The following is a 26,726-nucleotide window of genomic DNA, read 5'->3' on the forward strand; positions in this document are numbered from 1 at the left end:
GTTTAACTTTACCTTCACTTTAGTTTGCGCTTTTCGCTGCATCCCGCCGTGTCAGTGGGTGCGCATTATAGGGAGTTCCTGAAGTAGTGCAAGCACTTTTTTAAGAAAAGTTATAAAAACACGTAGTTCGCGCAATTATCAACCTAAACGCACTAAAATAGAATATTTAACGTACAAAAGTCGTGTTTAGACCCTATAGCGATTTATATGATTAAACTCTAAACTAGGCGAATCTTCTCTTAAGAGTCTTGGATCATGATAAGAACATATAAAGGTATTGCCCCTAAATTATCCGAAGGGGTATATATTGATGAAAGCGCTGTATTGGTCGGTGACATTAGTATTGGCAAAGATAGTAGTGTTTGGCCTTTGGTCGCAGCTAGAGGTGACGTCAATTACATCAAAATTGGTGAAAGAACTAACGTACAAGACGGCAGCGTCCTGCATTTAACACGCAAAAGTGCGTCAAACCCAGAAGGCTACCCGCTCATTATTGGGAACGACGTGACCGTTGGACATAAAGTAATGCTACACGGTTGTCAGTTGGGAAATCGTATACTGGTTGGTATGGGGGCAATCGTTATGGACAATGTCACCGTCGAAGACGACGTCATTATAGGTGGTGGTGCTTTAGTCCCACCCAATAAAACGTTAGAGTCTGGCTATTTGTATGTTGGGAGCCCAGTAAAACAAGCACGCCCTTTAACAGATAAAGAGCGCACTTTTTTGAAAGTGTCCGCACAAAATTATGTAGAGTTAAAAGACGAGTATCTACAAGAAAGTTAATTCTATTTCGCCAGACGCCGAGTAATCTTCATCTTCAATACGTTGCTCGGCCTGCATTTCGTAATCAAACTGGTGATTTCTAAAGTGGGTGATTGGCTCAGCTTCGGTTTCAGGTACGGTCACTACACAGGGTACTATCATGCCTGACACCATGGCCGTAAAAACCAAGCAGCGTCGCGATCCATCAAAGTGTATATCATCATTGAATAAAATTGCTTGATTCATTTTATTTAGCCTTCTCTAGCATAAGGTCAACATTCGGATATTTTCCTCGCCATACCGCGTATGCCTCAGCAGCTTGGCCAATTAGCATCCCCATCCCATCCATTAAGTAGCACGCACTATTACTGTTAGCTAGCCATGTCAGAAAACTCGTACGCTCATCGCTATAAAACATGTCATAGCCCCAAGCGACCCTTGTCACAAGTTGACTTGAAATATTTGGCGTATCGCCGGTGACACTTGATGAGGTTGAATTTATCACACCGGTATAAGGTAACTCAGGTATACCGTCAAGTGGCGCAGCCACCACATCTCCATGTGGCGTAAACAGATCTGCCAATGCTTGTGCTTTTGTGGCTGTACGATTAGCAATCACTATCTTCTTTACACCCGCGTTCAATAAAGGATAGATACACCCTCTTGCGGCGCCACCAGCTCCTAATAATAAAACCACCGCACCTTTTAATTGCGCTTGGTGTCTTTGCAGATCTGCGACCAACCCCGCGCCGTCGGTATTGTCACCTAGGACTAATCCGTCTTCTAGTAACTTTAATGTGTTCACCGCACCGGCCAATTTTGCTCGCTCCGTAAGTGTGTCTGCATAGTCAAATGCCACTTCTTTAAAAGGCAGTGTGACATTTGCACCTTTACCTCCACCAGCAAAGAAGTCTTTGATACTGCTTATAAAGCCATCCTCTGGTGCGAGTATCGCAGTATATTCGATATGCTCATTGAGTTGAGATGCAAATTGCGAATGAATCTCCGGCGATTTAGAATGCTTTATCGGGTTACCAAAAACCGCATATTTGTCCATTTTTAGCCTAACAATAGTGATAGTGAATGAAGCAGTTAATTAAACGCATCTTTCGCAAAGATGCAAGTGAAGATCAGACTACACAACAAAATCATCAAGCACCAACACCGGAGCGCACCCCTTATGAAATATTGGGTGGCGAGCAAGGCACGCTGGCACTAGCTAATCGCTTTTACGATATCATGGAAAGCGATCCGTATGCGAAGACGCTTTACGATATGCACCCACTGCCGCTTGATAGGATCCGCCATGTATTTTTTGAATTCCTTTCAGGGTGGTTGGGCGGCCCAGATTTGTTTGCAGAGAAATACGGCCACCCTCGCCTGCGTATGAGACATATGCCATTCCCTATCAATCAAGATCTGCGCGACCAATGGATGCATTGCATGGATAAGGCATTAGAAACGGAAGTTGATAACCCACTACTGCGAGAAGGACTAAGAAAATCCTTTGCCCAACTCGCGACACATATGATTAACCAAGACTAAAGTGCTATTTAAATAAATGCACTAGACAAGCTACATTTGCGCTGAGTCAAATCTCAATCTAGAGTTCGCACGCATAATAGACACTTAATTCAAAATTAGGTGCGATGCGTGTGAAGTCTATTCAACATAAAATATATGCCCTACTCGCCATTACCGGTGTGCTGGTATTGATCGCCAGTATTCTGAGTAACAGCAATCAACAGAAATCCCTTGCCGAAAAAACCGTCGAAACCAATATTAGACTGCTTGCTGATAATTATTTCGATTCCATCAACACTATGATGCTCACAGGTACAATGGCAAACCGCCAAATCTTAGGTGATAAGTTACGCAACCACGATAACATTGAAGATGCACATATTATCCGTGGTGAAAAAGTAAATGCCTTATATGGTCAAGGTAATCCTAATGAATCACCCCAATCAGATTCCGAACGAGCAGCTCTCAACGGCAAAGAGTTGCTCGTGATTGAGCAAAAGGGTGATAAGCGGATTATGACCTATTTAAAACCTATGGTCGCCAGCGCTGATTATAAAGGTACAAATTGCCTTGGTTGTCACCAGGCTCAAGAAGGTGATGTATTGGGCGCAGTGAAAATTAGTTACTCGCTAGAAGAGATTGACGACACAGTCCATGAAAACACCCTACTAAGCACCGGTATTTTGACAACCATATTTGCCACCGCATTCTTGATACTGGGGGTCCTGTTCCGCAAGCTCTTTATTGTTAGGCTAAAAAACCTTGGTAGAACCATGCGACTGGCGACTACGAACCAAGACCTTAGCTTACGCATAGATGATGAGATAGACGATGAACTAGGTCGGTTAGCTACAAACTTCAATAAAATGATGGCGGCGTTTAAAGACAGTATTGCTGAAGTATCACGCTCTTCAAAAGTACTCATACACTCTGCCGAGCACATTTATACAGCCGCAGAAACAACAGAGACCGCAATACAGTCGCAAAAACAAGGCACAGACTCAGTTGCAGCAGCCATTAATGAGTTAGAAAGTTCATCTAGTGAAGTGAAAAACACCACGCACTTTGCCTCTGAAAAGTCAGATAGCAGTAATCATCTTGCCGAGCAAAGTATGTCGATTGCACATACGACTGAACAAAGCATTAATCAGTTAGCACAAGATATTAGAGACGCGTCAAACCAAGTGAGTCAACTACAAACCCAAACCTTGGCCGTAGGTAAAGTGTTAGAAGTTATTAGTAGTATTGCAGAGCAAACCAACTTATTAGCGCTTAATGCAGCAATCGAAGCCGCCCGTGCAGGTGAAGCTGGTAGAGGGTTCGCCGTCGTTGCAGATGAAGTCAGAACACTGGCAACTCGTACACACGACTCTACAGATGAAATCCGCAGAACAATAGATAAACTGCAACAAGAGGCTGAGCAAACGGTCAATGCTATGAATGCTTCTTGCGCCGAAGCGGACGATCGCGCGCAACAGGTGCAGCAAGTCGCGCAGGCGCTAAAAGATATTTCATCGCAAATGCATGAGATCAATGCGCTTAATGTGCAAATTGCCGACGCCACTGAGCAGCAAAACTTGGCAGCTGAAGAAATAAACCAAAGTGTCATTGCAATCAGAGACAATGCAGAGCAATCACTGATCGATGCCCATGGTAGTAAACAGGTGAGTGAAGAGCTATTAGATCTGGCCCGCTCGCTCGACGAGCAAGTAAGAGGTTTTAAGCTAGATTAGGCTGAACGATTACTCCAACTAAAAAAGGAACCTTTCGGTTCCTTTTTATTTTGTCATTTATGGCAAACTACTCATCAATTACAGATTACTGATATTCAGCCAATCTTGTGGCTTTAAAAAGTGCTCATATAAACGTGCTTCGTTAGAGCCAGATTCTGGTTTGAAATCATACTCCCAACGCGCCAATGGTGGCATCGACATTAAAATAGACTCCGTTCGGCCGCCACTTTGCAAACCAAACAAAGTGCCTCTGTCCCAGACAAGATTAAATTCGACGTAGCGACCACGACGGTATAACTGGAACTCTCGTTCTTGTTCAGTAAAAGGTTGTGCCTTTCTACGTTCAATTATAGGCATGTAAGCCGGTAAGAAACCTTCCCCTACTGCCTGCATAAACGCAAAACTCTTATCGAATCCCCATTCATTCAAATCATCAAAGAATAAACCGCCGACACCGCGCGTCTCATCTCGATGTTTGAGGTAAAAGTAATCATCACACCACTTTTTGTAGTTTGGGTAAACAGCTTCCCCAAAGGGATCACATAGCTCTTTGGCTACTTTATGCCAATGCTTAACATCTTCCAATTGAGGGTAAAATGGTGTTAAGTCAAACCCACCACCAAACCACCAAATAGGTTCTTCATCTTCTTTTTCAGCAATAAAGAAGCGCACATTTGCATGACTTGTTGGGATGTGCGGGTTCTTAGGGTGGATCACCAATGATACACCGCAGGCGTGAAAACTACGGCCCGCCAATTCAGGGCGATGTGCCGTTGCAGACGCAGGCATTGACGCACCATACACATGAGAGTAGTTAACCCCCCCCTGCTCGATAACATCACCGCCCCTTAGTACACGCGTTCGGCCACCACCACCTTCTGCACGCTCCCACTTATCTTCAACAAACTTGCCACTGCCATCAGCTAGCTCTAAGCCTTGGCAAATGTCATCTTGTAATTTAAGCAAGAATGCTTTGACTGTCTCTAGATTGACCTTACTCACCTAATTAGCTCCTAAATACTTTACCAGTCATTGCATCGCGAATTTGGCTTGGAGAAGTTCGCCCGCCTAATTCGCCATCTTGATAAAAACCAACGCGTCCATTAAACATCGCTTTGGCTTCGTCAATGGTCATTGCGGGTTCTTCGCCACTGAAGTTGGCACTGGTAGATACCAAAGGTTTACCAAATTCCTGACAGAGTTGTTTAACAACAGGGTGATCGGTCACACGAACCGCGATGCTAGTATGCTCACCAGTTAACCATTTTGGCGTTGTCGGTTTCGCAGGCAACACCCAAGTGACAGGGCCTGGCCAAGCCGAAAAAATTTCAGCTCGCTTATCCATGGGGATTTTGGCGTCATCAACATAATTCAAACACTGAGCAAAATTATCCGCAATTAAAATTAACCCCTTTTCTATTGGGCGCTCTTTCAAAGCCAATAACTTGTGTACCGCACTCTCACTATCAGGGTCGCAGCCAAGGCCAAAAATTGCCTCTGTGGGATAACAGATCAACTCGCCTTGTTGCAACGCTTCAATCGCCGATTGCGGCTGTTCATTAGGTGTTTCATTGTGACTCATTAGGATCCTCAATCATATGCTGACAAGTTTTTTGCGGACATTGTAGCATAGCTTTACCAGCGCGCTGTTTTTGCACCATTACTGGCCAGTTACACTGTTCACACTGATGCGCAATAGGGTGCTGATTCAAACTGTACTTACATTTTGGGTAGGCATCGCAGGCATAAAAAAACTTGCCGTATTTATTTTTACGCTTTTGTAGCTGGCCTTTTTGGCATTTAGGACACGCAGGTAAAGACTCAGTCTCTTCTTCCTCTTCGTGCACAATAAAATGACACTCGGGATAGCCCGTGCACCCAATAAACATACCGTAGCGACCATTCCTAATCACAAGGTGTTTACCACATTCAGGGCAATCAGCATCATCCAGAATTTTTATGTCATGACTGTCATGATGTGCAAAAGAGCGCATATAGTCACAAGTTGGATAGCTGGCGCAGCCAAGAAATGCCCCATTTTTAGAATGCTTGACCACCAGCTCAGAACCACACTTTGGACAGACTTCATATTCTTTTTCTAATGCATGCTGTTTGGCATTAAAAAGTGAGTGGTCAATTTTGCTCATTGAAATAACCTTGGATTGTGCACGCTTTGCGCTATTTTACTCTGTGTATGGGTTTAGTTAAATAGGTACAGTCAATTTCCGTTTCAGCTTAAGAATACGAAATATAGCGCTATTTCACACAAAATCTAATCAGCCGATAATATGTGTTAAATAGTGAATTCAAAGTTATACAAACAAAATTTGGAAGAAAGTCTCATGAGTACGTATTATCAGGCTTGACCCAAAAACATATTGCTTTTGTAACCTGGTCTGAGTTTTGTCAATTGGGGGTTATTGCCTAATGCAATAACCCGGTAGGTTGTTCAAAGATTAAGTCTTCCATTTGTGCATAGGCATGCTCTTTACCTGGCACATTAAATAACACCATTAAGATCACCCATTTTAGATCATCTAAACAAATGGACGACTTCTCTAGTGCCAACATGCGGTCGACCACCATCTCTCTGGTCGTACTGTCAATCACCCCTATCTGCTCAACAAACATTAAAAAGCCACGGCATTCTACATCTAATACTCGGCTTTCTTCTTCTGTATAAATGCGAATGGCCGAGTCTGGTTTTGCATTTAAGTATGGGAATTCGTCACTGTGTTGTAAATCTGCTAGCTGCTCCAACCAATCAAGCGCTTTATAAATTTCGTCTTGATTAAAACCAGCCCCTACTAGTTCATCGGTCAATTGATTTTGCTCTACGAAGATATCCGCTTCGCTGTGAATATAGTTCTCAAATAAATACATTAGGATATCAAACATGTTTAACCCCTCGCTAATTTGATGTAGCCGTTTAATACACGTTCTACTTTGTCTTCAAGCTCTAAGTCCAATAGTCTGGCAAGTACCTGCTCTACTGGCCACTGGGTCCTCTGCACTAAGGTATCTACGTCTGTCACCTCATAGCCGAGATTTTGCAAAATGGGGCAACTCTCCTTTGGTTCTTCACTTTCTATAATATATAGACTGTTTTCGGGTAAAAAGCTCACCTCTTCGAGAATATCGCTGACATGTTCTGTGAGTTTAGCGCCTTGTTTGAGCAAAAAATGGCACCCTTGGGACAAGCTATGGCGAATTGATCCAGGAATTGCAAACACTTCTTTGTTTTGCTCAAGTGCGTATCGCGCGGTAATCAGCGACCCACTTTTAATTTCCGCTTCTACTAGCAACACCCCCAGTGACAACCCGGATATAATTCGATTGCGTCTAGGAAAATGACTGGCATGTGCACGGGTACCCGGTAAAAACTCGCTAATGAGTAACCCTTGCTCCGCAATACGCCAATATAAATCACGATGTCGCTGCGGATAAATCACATCAACCCCAGTGCCTAATACCGCGATGGTTCCCTTGTTACAGTCCAACGCTCCTGTGTGCGCTGCCCCATCAATTCCGCGCGCCATACCGGATGTTACGAGTAAATTTGATTGGCTCAACTGTTTGGCAAAATCGTAGGCTATATCGAGCCCTGTACGAGAAGCAGAGCGACTACCCACAACAGCTATCTGAGGGTGCTTTAGCAATGCAGTATTTCCCCTGCAAAATAATAGCCAAGGTGGATTGCAAATATGCGTCAGTGCAACTGGGTAGTTGCTATCAAAAAATTGGATGATTTGCAGGCCCTGCACATCACACAGCTCTATCATGCGGTCAACTTGCGACCAGTTGACGTTACGCAATTGAGTGGCGATATCTGCGGTAAGTCCAAGTTGAACTAGGTCTGAAAAATCACATGAAAATAATGAAGGGAGTGGTATTTTTTGTTTCAGGGCCAACAGCGTTGAGACGCCAAGACCCCGACATAATTGTAAAGCAAGTGCTTGTCGTATTGTTAATGTATCCATGCTCCCTCCTTGAGCATCAAATGCAAATTAATTAGTGACGCTATCTCCCACTCTAATGGGGTGGGACGTCTGAATCACCATGGCATAACTAATGTTGTCATACACCTTAAATAGCATCAGCTCACCCACTTTTTCACTGGGCATATGCCACACTGTACTGTCCTCGCTATTGTCCTCACCAAACAAAGAACCAATGTCTCCGATGAGTTTGTCTAGACTGCTGGAATCTTCTAAGTAACGAGGGCCGTCTTCATTTTCGATTACAGTAGGTGATTGGCGCAGTATATTTAATACACTCCCTTCTACCAGTTTTTGACTACTGCCTAAATTTAGAACCACAACCGACATAGCGCCAAATTCAGTATGGCGATTACCGCTGGCAATGATTTTTCCATCAATTTCTTGGCTTGGCTTACTCATTTGAAAAGCCGCTTTGTGATCTTGCCCTTGTGCAATTGGCATCACAAAGTCGCCCGCTTTAATCTCTTGTTTAACGTCATCAACTCTTAACGTGCTAGGTAACCCATCTTGAATATCACCCGCTTTTACAACACGACCTGTAGCCACCAATTTAGTTTCATACGCAAGCGTAGTAAAACCATCTTGGTATGGTTGACCCTTACGATAAATGCCATAAGCTCCCCCTTGCAATAAGTCCCCTTTCACATATAGCAAGTGACCAATAATACTCATTTTAAAGTTTTTATTTGAGCCTAGTACAATCGGGATATTTTCTAACTCATCATTACTTAAAGCTTGATCGAATATGAGGTACGGTTCCAAAATCGACAGCGGTAAAGTTGGTATAGCCTCTCCTTTTGCCGTAATAATACGCGCTTTTGGGGATAACTTTCTTACCCCTTTATCGATTCTTAGTACTGGATTGCCATTTTCATCGACCTCTAAAGCCAAAATATCACCCGGATAGATCAGGTGCGGGTTATCTATTTGAGGGTTGTTTTGCCATAACTCAGGCCACTTCCACGGGCTGCGAAGGTACAAGCTCGAAATGTCCCATAGAGTATCTCCTTTTTTGACGACATAGCGCTTGGGTGCATCTGCTTTTACCGTGAGTGTGTCTGCGATGACAGGGAATGCGGCAATAGCAGCGATGAATAAGGCGGCAATTTGAGATTTCATGCATGCTTCCTTGAGTTATTTTTAGATATTATCCACCAAAACCTGTTAAAGGGGAACGTGAATGGCTAAAATAAGAGCATACATTACCCCATTTAGAAAGACTGTAAAAGGTATCTATGGCAAAGTTAGAAGTGCTTAAGTTTCCTGACGAGCGATTGCGCACCGTTGCAAAGCCCGTTAAAGAAGTAAATGATGAAATCCGTCAAATCGTCAAAGACATGTTAGAAACCATGTACGACGAAAATGGCGTTGGCCTCGCTGCAACTCAAGTTGATATTCATCAGCGCATTGTGGTGATTGATGTTTCGGAAGAACGCAATGAACCTTATGTATTGATCAACCCAGAAATCGTCGCCACTGAAGGTAATATGGTCTGTGAAGAAGGCTGTCTATCAGTCCCTTATTCGTATGCAAAAGTAGACCGAGCTGAAAAAGTAACGGTGAAAGCGCTTAACGAAAACGGTGAAGAATATCAATTTGATGCACAAGAGCTGCTTTCTAACTGTGTTCAACATGAGCTAGACCACTTAGTTGGTAAGTTATTCATTGATTATTTGTCGCCACTAAAGCGTCAACGCATCAAAAAGAAAATTGAGAAAGAAGCTCGTCTCGCGGCTAAAGCTTAATCAGACATTATTTAATTGGACAGTTTACTAGTGAACAACCCTCTGCGTATTGTATTTGCGGGCACGCCTGATTTTGCCGCGCGACACCTCCAAGCATTAATCGACTCTCATCACGAAGTCATTGCTGTATATAGCACTCCAGATAAGCACGCTGGCCGTGGTAAAAAACTAAAGGCCAGTGAAGTTAAAACATTGGCGCTAGCGCACGATCTACCTGTTGTGCAACCCGCTTCATTAAAGAGTGATGAAGCTACTGAGCAGTTAGCAGCATTTAATGCTGATGTGATGGTAGTCGTTGCTTACGGGTTGCTATTACCAAAAGCGATTTTAGACACGCCAAAACTTGGCTGCCTCAATGTGCATGGGTCGATACTGCCACGTTGGCGAGGAGCCGCGCCTATTCAACGCTCAATCTGGGCGGGCGACAATAAAACTGGCGTCACCATCATGCAAATGGACGAAGGGTTAGATACAGGTGATATGCTGCATATTGCTACTTGTCCTATTGATAGTAAAGAAACCAGTGCCAGTCTATACGCCAAGTTGGCTGATCTCGGTCCAAGCGCGCTTGTCGAAACACTCGACAAATTGGCCGCAGACGAAATCACTCCCCAAAAGCAAGATGATGCGCTGTCAAATTATGCGAAAAAGCTATCTAAACAAGAAGCTGAAATTGACTGGCAAATGAGTGCAGAACAAATCGAGCGTAATATCCGAGCATTCAACCCTTGGCCAATGTGCTTCACCCAAATGCAATCGCAAACGGTGAAAGTTTGGCAAGCGGAAGTGGTTGCTCAGACCGGTGAACCAGGCACTGTGCTTGAGGCCTCAAAACATGGGATCATTATTGCCTGTGGTGAAGGTGCATTACAAATCAATGAATTACAACCACAGGGCAAGAAACCGATGACTGCGCAAGACTTTTTAAATGGTCGCGCTGATTGGGTAACGCCAGGCAATAAGGTGGGAGCATAATGGCAAATGTACGAGCGCTGGCGGCGCAAACATTATTTCAGGTTGTAGATAAAGGAAACTCGCTGACTGCGCAGCTTCCTTATGCCAGCCAGCAATTGCCACATAAAGACCGCGCCTTACTTCAGCAAATGTGCTATGGCGTTTTGCGCTATTTGCCAAGCCTAGAGCACTATTGTCAGAATTTATTAGATCAACCACTTCGAGGCAAACGTCGAGTCTTTCAATTCTTACTATACGTGGGTATCTATCAATTACAGCATATGCGAGTACCCGCACATGCAGCGGTTGCCGAGACAGTTAATGCATTGAATCCTTTACGAGCGCCAGGCATGAAGAGCCTCGTTAACGCCGTATTGCGTAACTTCCAACGCCAGCAAGCAGAATTAGAAGCAAGTGCTAATGCAATTTTGGTGTGCCAATACAACCACCCGAGCTGGTTTATAAAAAAGCTACAGGCTGCATACCCCCAAAATTGGCAAACAATTTTGGAGTCAAACCAACAACAAGCTCCAATGTGGTTACGCGTTAATCAGCAGCAAGGATCAACATCAGCTTACTCGGCAAAGTTGAATAAAGCGGATATCGCCCACAGCGTCACAGACGACTTTGAAGATGGTATATTGCTTACTCAGCCAGTGGACGTAAAAGTGCTACCCAGTTTTGACGCAGGGGCATGTTCTGTACAAGATGCAGCAGCACAAATGGCGGCAAGACTACTTGCTCCACAAGACGCTGACAATATTTTGGACGCGTGTGCAGCTCCGGGTGGCAAGACCTGCCATATACTAGAACTCGCGGATGCCAAAGTAACAGCATTAGATGCCGATGCGAAGCGACTAGAACGTGTAGCTGACAACCTAAATCGTCTTTCTTTGCATGCTGACTGTGTGCACGGCTTAGCTGATCAACCTGATGACTGGTGGCAAGGTGAGCAGTTTGATCGTATTCTCTTGGATGTACCTTGCTCAGCTACAGGGGTAATACGTCGCCACCCAGATATTAAGTGGTTAAGAAGGGCTGCCGATATCGATGAGCTTGCGGCACTACAGGCTAAAATATTAGACAATATTTGGCCGTTATTAAAAACAGGCGGTGTGTTAGTGTACGCAACTTGCTCGGTACTTCCGGACGAAAACCATGAGCAAATTAAAGCCTTTTTAGCGCGTACCGACAATGCACAGCATATTGCATTACACGATCAAGATAACGCTGAGCGGCCCGGTTTACAATTATTGCCAGGCACCACGGATGGCTTCTATTACGCCAAGTTGCAAAAACAATAAAAACTGTAAGTTTGAGCTATGAAAATCATTATTTTAGGTGCCGGACAAGTTGGTGGCACGCTCGCTGAAAACCTTGTCGGAGAGCAAAACGAAATTACCGTTGTCGATATCGACGGTGAGCGCCTGCGCGAGTTGCAAGACAAATACGACTTGCAAGGCGTGAATGGCCACAGTGCCCACCCAGAAGTATTGAGACAAGCTGGTGCTGAAGATGCCGACATGATCATCGCAGTAACGAGCTCAGACGAAGTGAATATGATCGCATGTCAGGTTGCCTATAGTATTTTCAATACGCCAACTAAAATTGCTCGGATCCGTTCCGAGCAATACCTTGATTATCGAGAAAAGCTATTCCACAACGACGACTTACCTGTTGACCACTACATCGCACCTGAACAGCTGGTCACTAAGTATATTCGCCGCTTAATCGACTACCCCGGCGCCCTGCAAGTATTGCAATTTGCCGACGGTATGCTCTCCTTAGTTGCTGTTAAGGCATACTACGGTGGACTACTCGTGGGTTATGCCCTCTCAGCATTGAAAGAGCATATTCCAAATGTCGACACACGTGTTGCGGCTATTTATCGTCAAGGGAAGGCCATTAAGCCGCTAGGTACCACAGTAATTGAAGCGGATGATGAGGTCTTCTTTATCGCCGCGACAAAACATATTCGTGCAGTTATGAACGAGCTGCAAAAGCTCGAGCAATCGTATAAAAAGATCATGATTGCTGGGGGCGGTAATATTGGCGCAGGTTTAGCTCGTTCGCTAGAGAAAAATCACAGTGTGAAGCTGATTGAGCGCAACCATAGTCGTGCGTCCCAATTGTCTGAAATGCTGGATAACACCGTGGTATTTTGTGGAGACGCCTCAGATCAAGAGCTACTTTCCGAAGAGCATATCGAGCAGGTTGACGTATTTATCGCGGTAACCAACGATGATGAAGCCAATATCATGGCTGCTATGCTTGCAAAGCGCATGGGCGCACAAAAAACCATGGTACTCATTCAGCGCAGCGCCTATGTCGACTTAGTACAAGGTGGCGAAATTGATATTGCCATTTCTCCCCAGCAAGCCACAATTTCGGCCTTGCTGACGCATGTCAGACGGGGTGATATCGTCAATGTTTACTCTTTGCGAAAAGGTGCAGCTGAAGCCATTGAAGCCGTTGCCCATGGCGATGAAAATACCTCAAAAGTTGTAGGTAGAGCCATCCGAGATATTAAGCTGCCACATGGCACCACCATCGGCGCAATAGTACGCGATGCTGAAGTACTTATCGCGCACGACCATACTGTGATCGAATCCGGCGACCATGTGATTATGTTTTTGATTGATAAAAAGCAAATTGGTGTAGTTGAAAAGCTATTCCAAGTGAGTGCCTTGTTCGTTTAACTCCGACCTAGTTAGGCATGCCTAATATCTAGCATGCCTAATTCTGCAGAGCTTCGCTTTAATCGTGATTAAGCGCAGAAATATCAATTAAATAGTCTTTTAAAATAGCCTGAACTTCTTTGTCTTGGCTTTCCAAATGGATCCCTAATGAAATGATGTCTTCATGGCTCTCTTTGACACGACACACAGTCCCGGTAAGTACAGCCTTTTGAGACTCTTTTCCTTCGATCAATATTTCACAGGTTAATTCTTTCAGCTCTTCAGGCAGATGCGTTCTTTGCACATCAAACATCAAACCTGCCAGTGAGATATCTTTAATTACCCCTACTTCACTTTTGCCTTCAACACTCAGGACCGCCGGTATCAAAGTTGGAATACGTGTTTGCGCTCGCAATTTATAGGTTTGCACTTCATTCGGGTAATAGAGGTAAATTAAGCGTGCGGGGTGTGTGGTCACCGCTTTAATGGTCTCTTTGAATGCAATAATTTGCCCATCAGCTTCTTCAGGCAATGCGCGAACGATTACTTCAGTGCCCTCTTTGACATAGTCTAATGCTGCACCTAAACGCTTATGGCTAGGTTGATTTAGGATGATAAACTGATTTTCAAGCGCACCGACAAATTCAGTCTTAATACGTTTACGATTCGCTGGCAACACGATTTCCATATCAACAATACTACCCGCTTGCATTTGTAACACCTGCAGTCGGTTTTCTGCCAACTCACTTTTAGTCATGGTTAAAGCCCTTCACTTGCCCTTTATTAATTTTAGCAGCATGGCAAAATTTTATGACGCCATAATTTAACTACAGTGTTTATATCGTAAAAATGAATAAAAACTTTAATAATTTCAGACAAATAAGAAATAGTAATGATTAAAAAAGCCAATTTCATGCTTTGTTATGAGAGTGGGTTGTTAGCCCTATCCATAGGGCTAAATCGATATTAATCTCTTGAAAATTCGTAGGTTAACCGCGCCAGAAGGTAGGGGTAAATAAAACCAATAAAGTGAATATTTCCAATCGACCAAAAACCATGGCCAGCGTCAGAATCCACTTTGCAGTATCACTAATATCACCATAATGCGCAGCCACATCACCCAAACCAGGGCCTAAGTTATTCAAACAGGCTGCTGTAGCTGAGAATGCCGTGATGTTATCCAATCCAGTGCCAAGTAAGGCAATCATGATGATCACAAAAACCAAGGCATAGGCAGAAAAGAACCCCCACACCGCTTCTACCACTTTATCTGGCAAGGCCTTTCGACCAAGCTTAATAGAGTATATGGCTCTGGGATGTACCAAACGGTTAAGCTCGCGGATCCCTTGCAAATAAAGCAGGAACACGCGCACTACTTTCATGCCACCACCAGTGGAGCCGGCGCAACCACCAATGAAACTAGAAAAGATTAAGAGAATCGGTAAGAACAATGGCCATGCCGAAAAGCTATCGGTTGCAAAGCCTGCAGTTGTACTGATTGAAACAGCCTGAAATAGCGCGTGATCCAGCGTTTCATCACCATCACTATAAACTTGATTTGAAGAGAGCACAGCGAAGCAAATAACCACCAGCGCTAACTGAATAAACAGAAAGACCTTGAATTCAGGATCTCTTAAATAAGCTCGTACACTACGACTAGCAACGGCGGCATAGTGAAGTGAAAAATTAATGGCCGCTATCAATAAAAATACCACACAAATAAAATTGATCATGGGGCTATCGAAGTGACCGATCGAGGCATCATAGGTGGAGAAACCACCGATGGCGATGGTGGCAAATGCATGACAAATAGCATCAAACCACCCCATTCCAGCGACTTTATAAGCAGCAGTACAAGCGGCGGTGAGTGCAACATAAATGTACCAAAGGTGCTTTGCAGTATCAGCAATACGCGGCGTCATTTTTGAGTCTTTCACAGGACCCGGCGTTTCTGCTCGGTATAACTGCATGCCACCGACACCAAGCATGGGAAGTACAGCCACCGCTAATACGATGATCCCCATACCGCCCAACCACTGTAGTTGTTGGCGATAGAATAAGACGGATTTAGGCAAGTACTCAATGCCCGTTAACACGGTAGCACCTGTCGTAGTGAGACCGGAGAAAGCTTCAAATACGGCATCTGCAAAGGATAAGTTCGGTTCGTCTAAGAATATGAGAGGCACTGATGCAAAGGAGCCCAGTACCAGCCAAAAAAGAACCACGATTAAGAAGCCTTCTCTGGCTTTGAGTTCGCCTCGCTCCTTACGGTTGGGGTAATAGGCCATAAGACCAATGAGTACACTGAAAATAAAAGCAAGTACAAATGGTACACCACCACCATCTTTGTATATTAAAGACACTATTGCCGGTGGCACCATAGTAATGCTAAACAGCGCAACAAGTTGGCCGAGAATTTTTATAATGGTACGAAATTGCATAACGCAGATCGCTTGTTGTTATGATTAGTTTTGATTGTCTAATACCCTCAGGCGTTAGTAAACCACGTAACTCGGTAAATCAATCACTTTTGTATTTTAAATGACACACTACCATGGGTTAAATCATAGATTGACTGAATAGCAGCATCAGCCTCTCGCGCATCTATTGCTATTTGCCAGCCAATCTTCGCAGCGAAATCATGCTTCACTTCGAGAACTTGATACTGACTCGCTAAATGCTGCTCAATCACTCCTTGCAACCCATAGTCAGATTCACCATAAATGATCACTGAAGGGACTTTTAACGCAGTTGTGAGCTCCCGCAATGCATTATTCAGAGTACCACCGTACGCACGGACTAAACCACCAGTACCTAGCTTGATGCCGCCGAAATAGCGTGTCGTGACTGCGGTAATTTCTCCAATCCCTGAGCCCATTAAAACGTTGAGCATAGGCTTACCCGCAGTGCCATTGGGCTCTCCATCATCAGAAAAGCCAAGTACATGGCTGCCACCCGGTGCACCAGCGACGTGTGCCCAGCAATTGTGCCTAGCATCAGGAAACTCATCATTGATACTGCGAATAAATGCCTTCGCCTCCTCCAATGTTGGCGTATGAGCAATATGTACAATGAAGGTGCTTTTCTTTATTTCTTCGTGATAACGAATAGTCTCACAAGGGATTTTATATTCTGACATACACTACAATAGTTGTGAAAAAAGGAGCCCTTTGAGACTCCTTTTATGGTTTTAATCGATATGACTTTAATAGCGCAATGCGCGAATTAGTCGAGATTGAAATCTCGCGTCATATTTTCAAGGCGATCCTCGTGAACGATAATGTTATCTTCAATACGAATACCACCGTACGGTTTAAACTGCGCAACTTTGTCCCAGTTTACATGCTTCCCGTGATCGGTTTTCGCCAAATCGGCCAGTAATGAATCAATAAAATAAAGCCCAGGTTCGATAGTAAACACCTGACCTGCTTCAATTTTTCTAGTACAGCGTAAGAATGGGTGACCCTCTGGCGGCGCTTGGTGTGTCCCCTGCTCATCAGCCATAAACCCACCCATATCATGTACTTGCAACCCAATATGGTGACCTAGACCATGCGGGAAGAAAGTAGATGAAATGCCTTTTTCTACAATCTCGTCAACACCTAAGTTGACCACTTTGAAATCCGCTAAAATTTGTGCCATACGGCGGTGACAATCAATATGTAACTCACCATACAATTTACCTGGCTCAAGCGCTTTGCCGAGCGCAATTTGATGGGTATTTAAAGAATCCACCATTTCTGCAAATTCACCCTGCTTGGCAAAGTCATACGTACGGGTAATATCTGAGGCGTAGCCATTGAAGTTAGCACCGGCATCAATTAAAAATGATAAATGTTGACTCGGCGCTTGGCGTTCAAAGTGCGTGTAGTGCAAAATCGCACAATGCTGGTTCAGTGCAACGATATTGCCGTATGGCGTATCGTTTTCCATATGTGCAGTCGCATTTAAGTATGCTTGTTGAATCGAAAACTCTGAGCCACCAGCATAAAACTCATCTCTTGCCGCTTGGTGACCTAATACTGCAATGCGGTTTGCTTCGCGCATACAAGTCATTTCATATGCTGTTTTATAAGCACGATGATAGTGCAAGAAGTTCATCACAGGCTCAGGGTTCATTTGACCAAAACCTAACGCCTGCGCCACTTCGAGATACTCACCAATATAGGCAAACTTCTCTTTGTCATATGGGAGTAGTTTCTCTACTTGCTCAGGTTGAACCAATAAAGTGATATCAAAGTAATCGGCCCAAAAATCATTGGGCTCATCAGGCACTTTATGCCAAAAATCTACAGGTCGATAAAAAATTAATTTAGGTTTATCTACCCCGTTAACCACTAACCAACAGTGCGGGTTATCAATCACCGGTAACCAAGCTTTAAACTGAGGGTTAACTTTAAACGGATAATACATATCATCCAAAAACTGGCGTTTAGCCTGCCCAGAGTGGATAACTAATCCGTCTAAGCCTTCTCGTTCGACGATGGTTTTGGTGCGCGCTTGAAGCGTCGTGATATGCTCTGCATACAAGTTGGCTAATTTGTCCACGATGTACCCATATTAATTGAATTTTTATTGTTCCTGAGTCTAACATAGCACCGTCCTAAAAACGATGCCATGCTCGTCCCCCCCACGCAACTGCCAGTGCAATTAACGCTTTTGTTTGCCACCAATACTCATATCCAAGATCCCTGCCAACACATTACCCTCGCGACCAAGTTTTGTATGATAAACCTGACGATATGCCATCACGTTTTTCACGTAATCACGCGTTTCTCTATATGGGATTAGCTCTATCCATAGCTCAGCGGGCATCTCTTCGCGAGGTACCCAGCGTTTAACACGGTGGTACCCTGCATTATATGAAGCTGTCGCAATAATCTCGTTACCACTCGCTTTTCGTTTTAAATACTCTAGATAGTCGGTACCCAAACGGATATTCGTTGCCGGCTTCATCAACTGCTGTTTTGAAACCCGTTTTTTTGCCACATACTTTGCTGTACTTGGCAGCAGCTGCATTAACCCATATGCATCAGCCGTCGACCTCGCATCCGGCGCAAAACTGCTCTCACGTCTAGCAACTGCATAGCTCCACGCCAAATCCACTCTATTTCTCTCACTATAACGTTCAAATAATGCATCAAACGCCATTGGGAAGCGAAGGTCGACATAATTCCATGCTTTGATCTGAGCAAGTGTATAAATGGTGCTGTCGTACCAATCTAACTCTGCTGCGAGTAAAGAGGCAGCTAACTTTTCTTCTGTACTAGAGGTATTGGTTAAATAATTCCACTCTCTCCTTGCTTGAGTGAAGCGCTTTAATTCATACAGAGCTTTGGCCCGTTTAAAACCCGGAGCTTGCGAAACGGTTTGTAAAGTTTCTTCTGCAATGTCCAGCTCTTTGGCATTCATAGCAGGAGGTAAGTCCAACCTTGCTGCGGCTAAAAAACCATAGTAATCCCGCTTTGTAGCCAGTGACTGCCAAAGCTCTGTGGCTTTTGCATTATCACCACGCTTGAAGTAACTGTACCCCAGCCAGTATGTCTGGCCGTTACTCAGGTTTTGCATACCCGTAAACAACGCAGCAATCCCTGCCCAATCTTGCTCTTTAAGCATATTGCTCATGAGCCACTGACGCAGCTTTACATCTTGTTTTTCTACCGGAACTTTGTTCAACCAAAAACGGGCTTGATCATGCCCTTTAGAAGCCAAAGCTAGGGCAAATCGATACGCCACGTTGTCTTTTTGCGCTTGAGTAAAATCAAACATCCCTTGCAATTTATCCCATGCACGTAATGCCAATTTGGGGTCTCGCCAAATCAACCTACGTACACCATAAACTGCGATTTCGCTTTCTTTGACAGTGCGCTTTTTATAGCGATATAACCCTGCAGACGCACTTGGGTCTCGACGAACCGCAACATATAAGTCCGCTAAGTAGGCTTCATTTCTAGGTAACAGGGTTTTAAGATATTTCACCAACGAAGTTTGCCCACCTTGTGCCGCTTTGGTGATGCGTTGCCAAATCAACGCTTGCGAGCGATAGCCTGCTTTTTGCCATGCAGAAAACAATTTGTCACAAGCCTTAGGTTGAGACTTACCCACTACCCACAAAGGTTCAACTTGATCTAAAATGGCCTTTTTCGGAGCCCCCAAATCCAGCTGAAATTGCAAATAGGTACATTTCAACTCGGCATTATTTGTTGCTTGATAATGCTCTATAAACAGTGCTTTTTTACCACGTCGTTTGAGGTAATTTAACCAGCTTTTGCGCACTGGCCAATCAAGTGGCGTGTGATCATACACAGATAAAAACTGGGCAATGTCACCTTGATACTTTAACTTTGGATGACGTTTATAAAATGTCATTTCCACATAAGGTTTGAGCGGATGATCTAACGAGTTCAAAGACTGCTTAAATTTGGCATGATTACCAGACCAAGCAACACGCTCAGCATTGAGAAAATCTTGATGTGCCTTTTGCGCATATGAGTTGGCACTCACAATGGAGAAACAGGCGCAAATACTACTGGCAACAAGACCAGAGAACCATAATTTCATAACGACCTATACTTTACATAAATGCTTGTATATCAATGCACTGAGAAAAATAAAACCAACTAAAATAAAACGCTAACTCAGGCACTTTCCTTAACTTTTTCGCGCAGTACGCGTGGGGTATATCAGTTTCATATACCACGTTCATAAAGTTATGCATGATTAAAGGTTTAAATAAACTGAATGCGCTAACCATAAGACACCTTAGTCGAATCCATGCACTTAGCCACCTTATCATCCCGATTCTTGGTTTTCAGTAAATCTGCGGTAAATTTTTCATTGCAATTTTCATTTAAAGGGGCCACACTGGATGAAATGACAACTCATCGTACCAGTGTCACGGAGAACCAGTATGTTAATCAAACGCGAGTCCTTTGTTGTTGAATTTTGCAAAGGCAATATCGCTGAGTTTAAGTTTTGTACGCCAGGCTCGGTCAACAAGCTATCTCAGCAAACTCTACAAGACTGTGCTCAAGCACTAGCCGAATTAAGCGCACGTGATGATGTAAAAGGCCTTATTTTTACCAGCGATAAAGACCACTTTATTGTTGGCGCGGATATCTTTGAATTTTTACCTACCTTCAATAGACCAGAACAAGAACTCGTAGGTTGGATCAAAGATGCAACAGACGTCTTTGATGCCATTGAAGACTTACCATTTCCAACACTTTCAGCAATCAATGGCCTAGCGCTTGGCGGTGGCTGTGAGTGGGTACTTGCTACCGATTACCGTATTGCTACACCAAATGCAAAAATTGGCTTGCCTGAAGTTAAGCTTGGGATCATGCCTGGCTTTGGTGGAACTGTGCGATTACCACGTATTATTGGTGCTGATAATGCCATGACGTGGATAACGACAGGTAAAGAAAATCGTGCACCAGACGCTTTTAAAGTCGGTGCAGTCGATGCCGTTGTTGATGCAGGAAAGCTACGTGATGCGGCTATTAAAACACTAGAGCAAGCAATTGACGGTAAATTAGATTGGCAAGCGAAAAGGCAAATTAAGCTTAGTCCATTAAAAATGAATCGCGTTGAGCAAGGTATGAGCTTTGCGATGGCCGAAGGTATGGTCATGGCCAAAACTAAAGGCCATTACCCTGCGCCAGTTATGGCTGTCAAAACTATCAAAGCCGCAGCGAACCACACACGTGCAGAAGCAATGGCGATTGAAAATGCCAACTTTGCTAAATTAGCAAAAACCGCAGAAGCCGCAGCACAAACTGGGATTTTCTTGGCTGATCAATACATCAAAGGTGTTGCTAAAAAGCAGGCTAAACTTAATCAAACTGAAATTAAGCAAGCCGCAGTGCTCGGCGCTGGTATTATGGGTGGTGGTATCGCTTACCAGTCTGCCTACAAAGGCACACCAATTGTCATGAAAGATATCAATCAAGCGGCCCTAGATTTAGGTATGAACGAAGCGGCAACTATCTTAGGTAAGAAAGTTAAGCGCGGACATATGGCCACCGACAAAATGGTGGCCACCTTGGGTAAAATCAAACCAACACTCAATGACCGCGATTTAGAGAATTCTGACATTATTGTGGAAGCTGTTGTTGAGAACCCACAAGTTAAAAAATCTGTGTTAGCTGCGCTTGAGCAGCAAATGCCCACAGGTACTGTCTTAACATCAAATACCTCTACCATCCGAATCGACGAACTCGCCTCTGCACTGGACAACCCAGAGTATTTTTGTGGCATGCACTTTTTCAACCCAGTACCCAAAATGCCCTTGGTTGAAATTATTCGCGGCGAAAAAACCTCTGATGAAACCGTGGCCGCCGTGGTCGACTACGCGTTGAAACTAGGTAAATCACCAATTGTTGTAAATGATTGTCCAGGGTTCTTTGTGAACCGTGTTCTTTTCCCTTATTTTGCTGGATTTAGCAAACTCGTTGTTGAAGGTGCTGACTTTACGCAAATTGATAAAGTCATGGAAAATGTTTTTGGTTGGCCAATGGGTCCAGCTTACCTGCTAGACGTTGTGGGCATTGATACAGCAAACCATTGTACAGGTGTTATGGCCGACGGTTTCCCAACTCGTATGGCTCGCCAAGAAAAAGACCCTGTTGCGCTGCTTGCAAACGCAGAGCGCTTTGGTCAAAAGAATCAAAAAGGCTTTTATCAGTATGCACCTGATCGTAAAGGCCGTTTGAAAAAGTCAAAAGATGCTGAATCAGTTGAGCTACTGAGCCAAATCTGTGACAACAATCAGCAGTTCGACAAACAAACGATTATCGAACGCTGTATGGTTCCAATGATTAACGAAGTGCTGCTTTGCCTACAAGAAAATATTGTGGCTTCTCCACAAGAAGCTGACATGGCGCTTATCTATGGCATCGGCTTCCCACCATTTAGAGGAGGCGTATTCCGCTACCTAGATCAAATTGGGTTAAGCGAATTTGTGGCTATGGCAGATAAGTATGCCGACCTAGGCGAAATCTATCAGGTCTCAGAGCAAACTCGTGCATGGGCAGCTGAAGGTAAAGTGTTCTATCAAGTGGAGGGCCAGTAACATGGAACAAGCCGTTATTGTAGATTGTATTCGTACTCCGATGGGTCGCTCCAAAGGGGGTGTATTTAAGCATCGCCGTGCAGAGGACTTAAGTGCCCACCTGATGAAAGGCATTCTTGAGCGCAACCCTCAAGTTGCGCCTGAATCAATTGATGATATCTATTGGGGTTGTGTACAACAAACATTAGAGCAAGGTTTTAATGTTGCACGTAACGCAGCTCTGTTAGCCGGTATTCCTCACTCAGTGCCAGCAGTGACAGTCAACCGTTTGTGTGGTTCGTCGATGCAAGCATTACATGATGCCGCACGCGCAATTATGACAGGCGCAGGTGATACCTATTTAATTGGTGGAGTTGAGCATATGGGTCATGTACCAATGACACATGGCGTTGACTTTCATCCTGGATTGTCTACCTCAGTAGCTCAAGCCGCTGGTGTAATGGGCTTGACAGCAGAATACCTCGCCAGCTTGCACGGCATAGGACGAGAGCAACAAGATGCGTTTGCTGTACGTTCACATCAACGTGCCCACGCCGCAAGTGTAGAGGGTCGCTTTGCCAAAGAAATATTGCCAACAGAAGGTCACGATGAACATGGTACACCGGTACTTGTTGAGCAAGATGAAGTTATCAGACCTGAAACAAACCTCGAAGGACTGAGTCAGCTTCGCCCAGTATTCAACCCTGCGAGCGGTACCGTGACAGCCGGTACATCATCGGCATTGTCTGACGGTGCGTCGGCAATGTTAGTCATGAGTGAAAGCAAAGCGATTGAACTTGGTCTGCCAATTCGCGCTCGTATCAAGTCAATGGCAGTTGCCGGTTGCGATCCTTCAATCATGGGTTACGGGCCAGTTCCAGCAACTCAAAAAGCGCTAAAACACGCAGGTATCAGTGTGGAAGATTTGGACGTTGTTGAACTGAATGAAGCATTTGCAGCCCAGTCATTACCTGTAATGAAAGACTTAGGATTACTGGATGTTGCTGATGAGAAAGTGAACTTAAATGGTGGAGCAATTGCACTCGGCCACCCATTGGGTTGTTCAGGTTCACGTATTAGTACATCTCTTATCCATATTATGGAAGAGAAAGGTGCAAAGTATGGCCTTGCAACTATGTGCATCGGCTTAGGCCAAGGTATTGCGACCATATTCGAGCGCGTTGAATAACGCCTATTTGTTGTCATAGCCAAATTCAACTTGGTGACCAAGGCAAAGTTACTTTTAGTACTTTGCCTTTTTTCTTTCTAGAATTTTTTACTTACATTATTTCCCTGTCATTTATACCAGAGCTACTTTTAATCTATAGGCTTGGCACGTTAGAATAGCACCCTTAAACTTTCTTCAAGAGTGGCATTATGAGCTTTGATAATACCGACCATACATTGGATGCAATTGGCTTACGCTGTCCTGAACCCGTTATGATGATCCGAGGAATGGTGCGTAAGATGAATAATGGAGAAACATTGCTAATATTGGCTGATGATCCTTCTACGGCTCGAGATATCCCAAGTTTCTGCGAGTTTATGGACCACACCTTAGTAGCAAAAGAAACGGACAATATGCCGTATCGCTACTTACTGAAAAAAGGAAAGTAAGAGGACAGCCACTGAATTGTCAGCCACCGAGTTGTCATTCTGCTGTCCTTCTTTTTTCAAACCCTACGAGACTAGTCTCTTTGCACTAAAATTGTCGGATTTGAGCTGTCTCGATAATCAAGTGTAATGGAGTACCAACCTTTTTTATCTGGTGCAAAGCTCAGATAATTGTACACCGTATTGCAATCTACAGGGAGTGGCTGTCCAAGCTGGAGCATGCCTTGAAAACGGTACCCACAATTGTATCCTTCGCTCCACTTTTCATCCGCTATCTTAAATTCATATACTTTTCCGGGGCTCATAAAACGCGCACGGACTAGATAGCGACCATCACCTTGGGGCTGCAAGCGATAAATGTCTTCCACATCCCATAAACTGAAATCACCACGCAAGTACATAGCTCTCTCAATAAATTTTGCACTACGCTGGATAGACGCTGGTCCTTCAGGTGTGATGTTTGGAGATGCACACCCTGTGATACCTAATACCAGCAATAATGATATAGCCGTATTCTTTTGCATTTCTCTAACCGATCATAAAAATAAAAAAGCCAGCAATCATTGCTGGCTCAAATTAACGTGCTGCGTTTAGTTTTGTAACACTGAAATATCAGCAGTGTTCAAGAACAAACGACTTAACTGGCTTAGCAATGCAAGACGGTTTTGTTTAACCGCTTCATCATCAGCCATTACCATGACGTTATCAAAGAATGTGTCAACCACTTCGCGTAGACTTGCCAAGCGTGTCAGAGCTTGCTGATAATCACCCTGTTCATATACGGGCGCAAGTTCCTCAGTTAATGCAGCGACCTGCTCAGCTAACTGCTTCTCAGCAGCTTCTACAAGTAGCTCAGATGATACTGCGGCATCACTGGTTACATTATTCTTAGCTAGAATATTGTTCACCCGCTTGTTGGCTGCTGCCAATGCTTCAGCTTCTTCCAAGGTACGGAAGTGACTTACCGCTTTAACACGACGGTCGAAGTCAACTGGCTGAGTTGGGCGGCGAGCGAGTACAGCTTGAATCACATCAACACTGATACCTTCATCCTGATACCAAGCACGGAAACGGCCTAACATAAACTCAAACACGTCTTGAGCGACATTGTCGTTGGTCAGCTTTTCACCAAATAGATATTGCGCTTTAGCGACAATATCTAGGATATCTAACGGCAGTGATTTTTCGACCATGATGCGAAGTGCACCTATCGCTGCACGACGCAGTGCAAATGGGTCTTTATCACCTTTTGGTATTTGACCAATACCGAAGATACCAACCAATGTATCGAACTTATCTGCCAGCGCAACTGCGAAGCTAATTGGATTTGATGGTAGGTTATCACCAGCAAAACGTGGCATATACTGTTCATTTTGTGCCAAAGCAACTTCTTCAGCTTCGCCATCGATACGGGCATAGTGCATACCCATTACACCCTGAACATCCGTGAACTCCATGACCATTTCAGTCATCAAGTCAGTTTTACTAAGTAAACCTGCGCGTTCAGCCAAGCCTTTATCTGCACCCAATTTCTCAGCAATGTACCCAGCCAGCGCTGCAATACGTTCTGATTTATCTTTGAGCGTACCCAGTTGCTTCTGGAATAAAACGGAGCCCAAAGACTCAAGGCGACTTTCCAGAGTTTTCTTCTTATCCGTTTCAAAGAAAAACTGTGCATCAGCAAGACGAGGACGAACCACTTTTTCGTTACCCGAGATAACGACACTTGGATCTTTGCTTTCAATATTTGATACGAACAAGAACTTATTGATCAGCTCCCCGTTATTATTCAACAGTGGGAAGTACTTCTGATCATCTTTCATGGTATAGATAAGTGCTTCTGCTGGTACAGATAAGAAAGCTTCATCAAAAGAAGCAGTCAACGTCACAGGCCACTCAACAAGAGATGTTACTTCTTCAAGTAAGTCTTCATCCATTGCAACTTGTGCACCAAGCTTTTCAGCTTCCGCTTCGATTTGAGCACGGATCTGAGCTTTACGCGCATCATAATCAGCAATGACATAGACGTTCTTTAACGTTTCAAAAATTTCATCAGCATGTGCAAGCGTTGTACGAGCAGGATGGTGGAAACGATGACCTTGCAACTCATTGCTGATTCGTTTACCCAGTACTTCGCCGTTAATGATTTCGCTACCAAGTAGTGCCGCAACTGTGTGAACCGGACGAATAAACTGGGTCTTGTTCGCGCCCCAACGCATTGGTTTAGGGATCGGTAACTTAGCAAGCGCCTTGGCAATAACATCCGCGAGTAATGTACTTGCTTGCTGCCCTTCGACGGTTGCCTTGTGTAGCAACCAAGCGCCCTTTTCTGTTTCAAGTTTGTCAGCTTCACTCACGTCGATACCACAACCACGTGCCCAACCTTGAGCAGCTTTAGTTGGATTTCCGTCAGCATCAAATGCAGCTTTAATTGCTGGGCCGCGCTTCTCTACGACTTTATCTTGCTGTTGCGTTTCAAGTGCAGCTACCTGTACACCTAAACGACGCGGAGATGCATACCATTTGATACCCTGATGGCCAAGTTCTAAAGCTTCTAACTCAGTTGCCATGTTTTCTGCAAATGCTTGAGCTAATTTACGCAATGCTTTTGGTGGTAGTTCTTCAGTACCAATTTCTACTAGTAAATTTTCAGTTGTCAT

The 26,726-nt window shown here is 44.2% G+C and carries 25 protein-coding genes; 10 read left to right on the top strand and 15 right to left on the bottom strand.

The window, feature by feature from the left end:
• The first annotated feature begins 252 nt into the window (after window positions 1–252).
• Window positions 253–786 carry a gamma carbonic anhydrase family protein gene (locus tag N480_RS07945; protein ID WP_196761467.1) on the top strand — a complete coding sequence of 178 codons (534 nt, stop codon included), beginning with the start codon at window positions 253–255 and terminating at the stop codon, window positions 784–786.
• Here the strand turns inward: N480_RS07945 and N480_RS07950 are convergent.
• The gene (locus N480_RS07950) at window positions 772–1,011 is read right to left on the bottom strand and encodes a DUF1488 domain-containing protein (protein ID WP_063371986.1); all 240 of its coding nucleotides are present in this window, start codon (window positions 1,009–1,011) and stop codon (window positions 772–774) included. The genes N480_RS07945 and N480_RS07950 overlap by 15 nt on opposite strands.
• Before the next feature lies 1 nt (window position 1,012).
• Window positions 1,013–1,822: a shikimate dehydrogenase gene (gene aroE / locus N480_RS07955; protein ID WP_063371987.1), complete on the bottom strand. Its 810-nt coding sequence runs from the start codon at window positions 1,820–1,822 to the stop codon at window positions 1,013–1,015.
• Window positions 1,823–1,848: 26 nt separating this feature from the next.
• On the opposite strand from aroE, the gene N480_RS07960 reads away from it, so the two are divergent.
• Window positions 1,849–2,310, top strand: a complete 462-nt coding sequence (locus N480_RS07960; RefSeq protein WP_063371988.1) for a group II truncated hemoglobin — start codon at window positions 1,849–1,851, stop codon at window positions 2,308–2,310.
• Between the two features lie 104 nt (window positions 2,311–2,414).
• On the top strand, window positions 2,415–4,022 hold the full coding sequence (locus N480_RS07965; RefSeq protein ID WP_063371989.1) for a methyl-accepting chemotaxis protein: 1,608 nt from the start codon (window positions 2,415–2,417) through the stop codon (window positions 4,020–4,022).
• 78 nt (window positions 4,023–4,100) lie between these two features.
• On the opposite strand, the gene hemF is transcribed toward N480_RS07965, so the two are convergent.
• From hemF to N480_RS07995, 6 genes are all read right to left on the bottom strand, one after another.
• Window positions 4,101–5,024, bottom strand: a complete 924-nt coding sequence (hemF, locus tag N480_RS07970) for an oxygen-dependent coproporphyrinogen oxidase (protein ID WP_063371990.1) — start codon at window positions 5,022–5,024, stop codon at window positions 4,101–4,103.
• 4 nt (window positions 5,025–5,028) lie between these two features.
• Window positions 5,029–5,604: an L-threonylcarbamoyladenylate synthase gene (locus tag N480_RS07975; RefSeq protein WP_063371991.1), complete on the bottom strand. Its 576-nt coding sequence runs from the start codon at window positions 5,602–5,604 to the stop codon at window positions 5,029–5,031.
• Window positions 5,591–6,169 (bottom strand): type I DNA topoisomerase, encoded by a 579-nt coding sequence (locus tag N480_RS07980; RefSeq protein ID WP_063371992.1) that lies wholly within the window; start codon window positions 6,167–6,169, stop codon window positions 5,591–5,593. Before N480_RS07980 ends, N480_RS07975 begins: the two co-directional genes overlap by 14 nt.
• Before the next feature lie 277 nt (window positions 6,170–6,446).
• On the bottom strand, window positions 6,447–6,920 hold the full coding sequence (locus N480_RS07985) for a DUF494 family protein (RefSeq protein WP_063371993.1): 474 nt from the start codon (window positions 6,918–6,920) through the stop codon (window positions 6,447–6,449).
• 2 nt (window positions 6,921–6,922) lie between these two features.
• Window positions 6,923–8,002, bottom strand: a complete 1,080-nt coding sequence (gene dprA, locus N480_RS07990; RefSeq protein ID WP_063371994.1) for a DNA-processing protein DprA — start codon at window positions 8,000–8,002, stop codon at window positions 6,923–6,925.
• 27 nt (window positions 8,003–8,029) lie between these two features.
• Window positions 8,030–9,142 (bottom strand): LysM peptidoglycan-binding domain-containing protein, encoded by a 1,113-nt coding sequence (locus N480_RS07995; RefSeq protein ID WP_063371995.1) that lies wholly within the window; start codon window positions 9,140–9,142, stop codon window positions 8,030–8,032.
• Window positions 9,143–9,258: 116 nt separating this feature from the next.
• Between N480_RS07995 and def the strand changes: the two genes are divergently transcribed.
• Genes def through trkA form a run of 4 tightly spaced genes read left to right on the top strand, consistent with a single transcriptional unit; the run spans window position 9,259 to window position 13,421 of the window.
• A complete protein-coding gene (gene def / locus N480_RS08000; RefSeq protein WP_063371996.1) occupies window positions 9,259–9,768 on the top strand; it encodes a peptide deformylase in 510 nt (169 codons plus the stop codon).
• Window positions 9,769–9,798: 30 nt separating this feature from the next.
• Entirely contained in the window at window positions 9,799–10,743 is a 945-nt protein-coding gene (gene fmt, locus N480_RS08005) for a methionyl-tRNA formyltransferase (RefSeq protein WP_063371997.1), read from the top strand.
• Complete coding sequence (gene rsmB / locus N480_RS08010; RefSeq protein WP_063371998.1) at window positions 10,743–12,026, top strand: 16S rRNA (cytosine(967)-C(5))-methyltransferase RsmB; 1,284 nt, start codon at window positions 10,743–10,745, stop codon at window positions 12,024–12,026. The genes fmt and rsmB overlap by 1 nt, the downstream gene beginning before the upstream one ends.
• Before the next feature lie 18 nt (window positions 12,027–12,044).
• The gene (trkA, locus tag N480_RS08015) at window positions 12,045–13,421 is read left to right on the top strand and encodes a Trk system potassium transporter TrkA (protein ID WP_063371999.1); all 1,377 of its coding nucleotides are present in this window, start codon (window positions 12,045–12,047) and stop codon (window positions 13,419–13,421) included.
• Window positions 13,422–13,479: 58 nt separating this feature from the next.
• Here trkA and N480_RS08020 read toward each other — a convergent pair whose 3' ends face one another.
• The 5 genes from N480_RS08020 to N480_RS08040 form a co-directional block, all read right to left on the bottom strand.
• On the bottom strand, window positions 13,480–14,157 hold the full coding sequence (locus N480_RS08020; protein WP_063372000.1) for a flagellar brake domain-containing protein: 678 nt from the start codon (window positions 14,155–14,157) through the stop codon (window positions 13,480–13,482).
• A gap of 232 nt (window positions 14,158–14,389) precedes the next feature.
• Window positions 14,390–15,841, bottom strand: a complete 1,452-nt coding sequence (locus N480_RS08025; protein ID WP_063356045.1) for a TrkH family potassium uptake protein — start codon at window positions 15,839–15,841, stop codon at window positions 14,390–14,392.
• A gap of 83 nt (window positions 15,842–15,924) precedes the next feature.
• Complete coding sequence (locus tag N480_RS08030; RefSeq protein ID WP_063372001.1) at window positions 15,925–16,539, bottom strand: YigZ family protein; 615 nt, start codon at window positions 16,537–16,539, stop codon at window positions 15,925–15,927.
• Between the two features lie 86 nt (window positions 16,540–16,625).
• Window positions 16,626–17,948 (bottom strand): Xaa-Pro dipeptidase, encoded by a 1,323-nt coding sequence (gene pepQ / locus N480_RS08035; RefSeq protein WP_063372002.1) that lies wholly within the window; start codon window positions 17,946–17,948, stop codon window positions 16,626–16,628.
• A 102-nt stretch (window positions 17,949–18,050) separates the two neighbouring features.
• Window positions 18,051–19,961 carry a transglycosylase SLT domain-containing protein gene (locus tag N480_RS08040; RefSeq protein WP_063372003.1) on the bottom strand — a complete coding sequence of 637 codons (1,911 nt, stop codon included), beginning with the start codon at window positions 19,959–19,961 and terminating at the stop codon, window positions 18,051–18,053.
• Between the two features lie 349 nt (window positions 19,962–20,310).
• Here N480_RS08040 and fadB point away from each other — a divergent pair, with 349 nt between their 5' ends.
• The 3 genes from fadB (at window position 20,311) to tusA (ending at window position 24,069) form a co-directional block, all read left to right on the top strand.
• Entirely contained in the window at window positions 20,311–22,473 is a 2,163-nt protein-coding gene (gene fadB, locus N480_RS08050) for a fatty acid oxidation complex subunit alpha FadB (protein ID WP_063372005.1), read from the top strand.
• 1 nt (window position 22,474) lies between these two features.
• On the top strand, window positions 22,475–23,641 hold the full coding sequence (fadA, locus tag N480_RS08055; RefSeq protein ID WP_063372006.1) for an acetyl-CoA C-acyltransferase FadA: 1,167 nt from the start codon (window positions 22,475–22,477) through the stop codon (window positions 23,639–23,641).
• A 188-nt stretch (window positions 23,642–23,829) separates the two neighbouring features.
• Window positions 23,830–24,069, top strand: a complete 240-nt coding sequence (tusA, locus tag N480_RS08060; protein ID WP_063372007.1) for a sulfurtransferase TusA — start codon at window positions 23,830–23,832, stop codon at window positions 24,067–24,069.
• Between the two features lie 71 nt (window positions 24,070–24,140).
• Here the strand turns inward: tusA and N480_RS08065 are convergent, their stop codons facing one another.
• Together N480_RS08065 and glyS are read right to left on the bottom strand one after the other, a co-directional pair.
• Complete coding sequence (locus N480_RS08065) at window positions 24,141–24,590, bottom strand: hypothetical protein (RefSeq protein WP_063372008.1); 450 nt, start codon at window positions 24,588–24,590, stop codon at window positions 24,141–24,143.
• Between the two features lie 66 nt (window positions 24,591–24,656).
• Entirely contained in the window at window positions 24,657–26,726 is a 2,070-nt protein-coding gene (gene glyS / locus N480_RS08070; RefSeq protein ID WP_063372009.1) for a glycine--tRNA ligase subunit beta, read from the bottom strand.

The sequence above is a fragment of the Pseudoalteromonas luteoviolacea S2607 genome (assembly GCF_001625575.1).
GTDB lineage: Bacteria > Pseudomonadota > Gammaproteobacteria > Enterobacterales > Alteromonadaceae > Pseudoalteromonas > Pseudoalteromonas luteoviolacea_E.

Excerpts from the sequence above, each read along its gene's own strand:
- N480_RS07950 (WP_063371986.1), bottom strand. The coding sequence starts at position 1,011 with ATGAATCAAGCAATTTTATTCAATGATGATATACACTTTGATGGATCG.
- aroE (WP_063371987.1), bottom strand. The coding sequence starts at position 1,822 with ATGGACAAATATGCGGTTTTTGGTAACCCGATAAAGCATTCTAAATCG.
- N480_RS07960 (WP_063371988.1), top strand. The coding sequence starts at position 1,849 with ATGAAGCAGTTAATTAAACGCATCTTTCGCAAAGATGCAAGTGAAGAT.
- N480_RS07965 (WP_063371989.1), top strand. The coding sequence starts at position 2,415 with ATGCGTGTGAAGTCTATTCAACATAAAATATATGCCCTACTCGCCATT.
- N480_RS07975 (WP_063371991.1), bottom strand. The coding sequence starts at position 5,604 with ATGAGTCACAATGAAACACCTAATGAACAGCCGCAATCGGCGATTGAA.
- N480_RS07980 (WP_063371992.1), bottom strand. The coding sequence starts at position 6,169 with ATGAGCAAAATTGACCACTCACTTTTTAATGCCAAACAGCATGCATTA.
- N480_RS07985 (WP_063371993.1), bottom strand. The coding sequence starts at position 6,920 with ATGTTTGATATCCTAATGTATTTATTTGAGAACTATATTCACAGCGAA.
- dprA (WP_063371994.1), bottom strand. The coding sequence starts at position 8,002 with ATGGATACATTAACAATACGACAAGCACTTGCTTTACAATTATGTCGG.
- N480_RS07995 (WP_063371995.1), bottom strand. The coding sequence starts at position 9,142 with ATGAAATCTCAAATTGCCGCCTTATTCATCGCTGCTATTGCCGCATTC.
- def (WP_063371996.1), top strand. The coding sequence starts at position 9,259 with ATGGCAAAGTTAGAAGTGCTTAAGTTTCCTGACGAGCGATTGCGCACC.
- rsmB (WP_063371998.1), top strand. The coding sequence starts at position 10,743 with ATGGCAAATGTACGAGCGCTGGCGGCGCAAACATTATTTCAGGTTGTA.
- trkA (WP_063371999.1), top strand. The coding sequence starts at position 12,045 with ATGAAAATCATTATTTTAGGTGCCGGACAAGTTGGTGGCACGCTCGCT.
- N480_RS08020 (WP_063372000.1), bottom strand. The coding sequence starts at position 14,157 with ATGACTAAAAGTGAGTTGGCAGAAAACCGACTGCAGGTGTTACAAATG.
- N480_RS08025 (WP_063356045.1), bottom strand. The coding sequence starts at position 15,841 with ATGCAATTTCGTACCATTATAAAAATTCTCGGCCAACTTGTTGCGCTG.
- N480_RS08030 (WP_063372001.1), bottom strand. The coding sequence starts at position 16,539 with ATGTCAGAATATAAAATCCCTTGTGAGACTATTCGTTATCACGAAGAA.
- N480_RS08040 (WP_063372003.1), bottom strand. The coding sequence starts at position 19,961 with ATGAAATTATGGTTCTCTGGTCTTGTTGCCAGTAGTATTTGCGCCTGT.
- fadB (WP_063372005.1), top strand. The coding sequence starts at position 20,311 with ATGTTAATCAAACGCGAGTCCTTTGTTGTTGAATTTTGCAAAGGCAAT.
- fadA (WP_063372006.1), top strand. The coding sequence starts at position 22,475 with ATGGAACAAGCCGTTATTGTAGATTGTATTCGTACTCCGATGGGTCGC.
- tusA (WP_063372007.1), top strand. The coding sequence starts at position 23,830 with ATGAGCTTTGATAATACCGACCATACATTGGATGCAATTGGCTTACGC.
- N480_RS08065 (WP_063372008.1), bottom strand. The coding sequence starts at position 24,590 with ATGCAAAAGAATACGGCTATATCATTATTGCTGGTATTAGGTATCACA.
- glyS (WP_063372009.1), bottom strand. The coding sequence starts at position 26,726 with ATGACAACTGAAAATTTACTAGTAGAAATTGGTACTGAAGAACTACCA.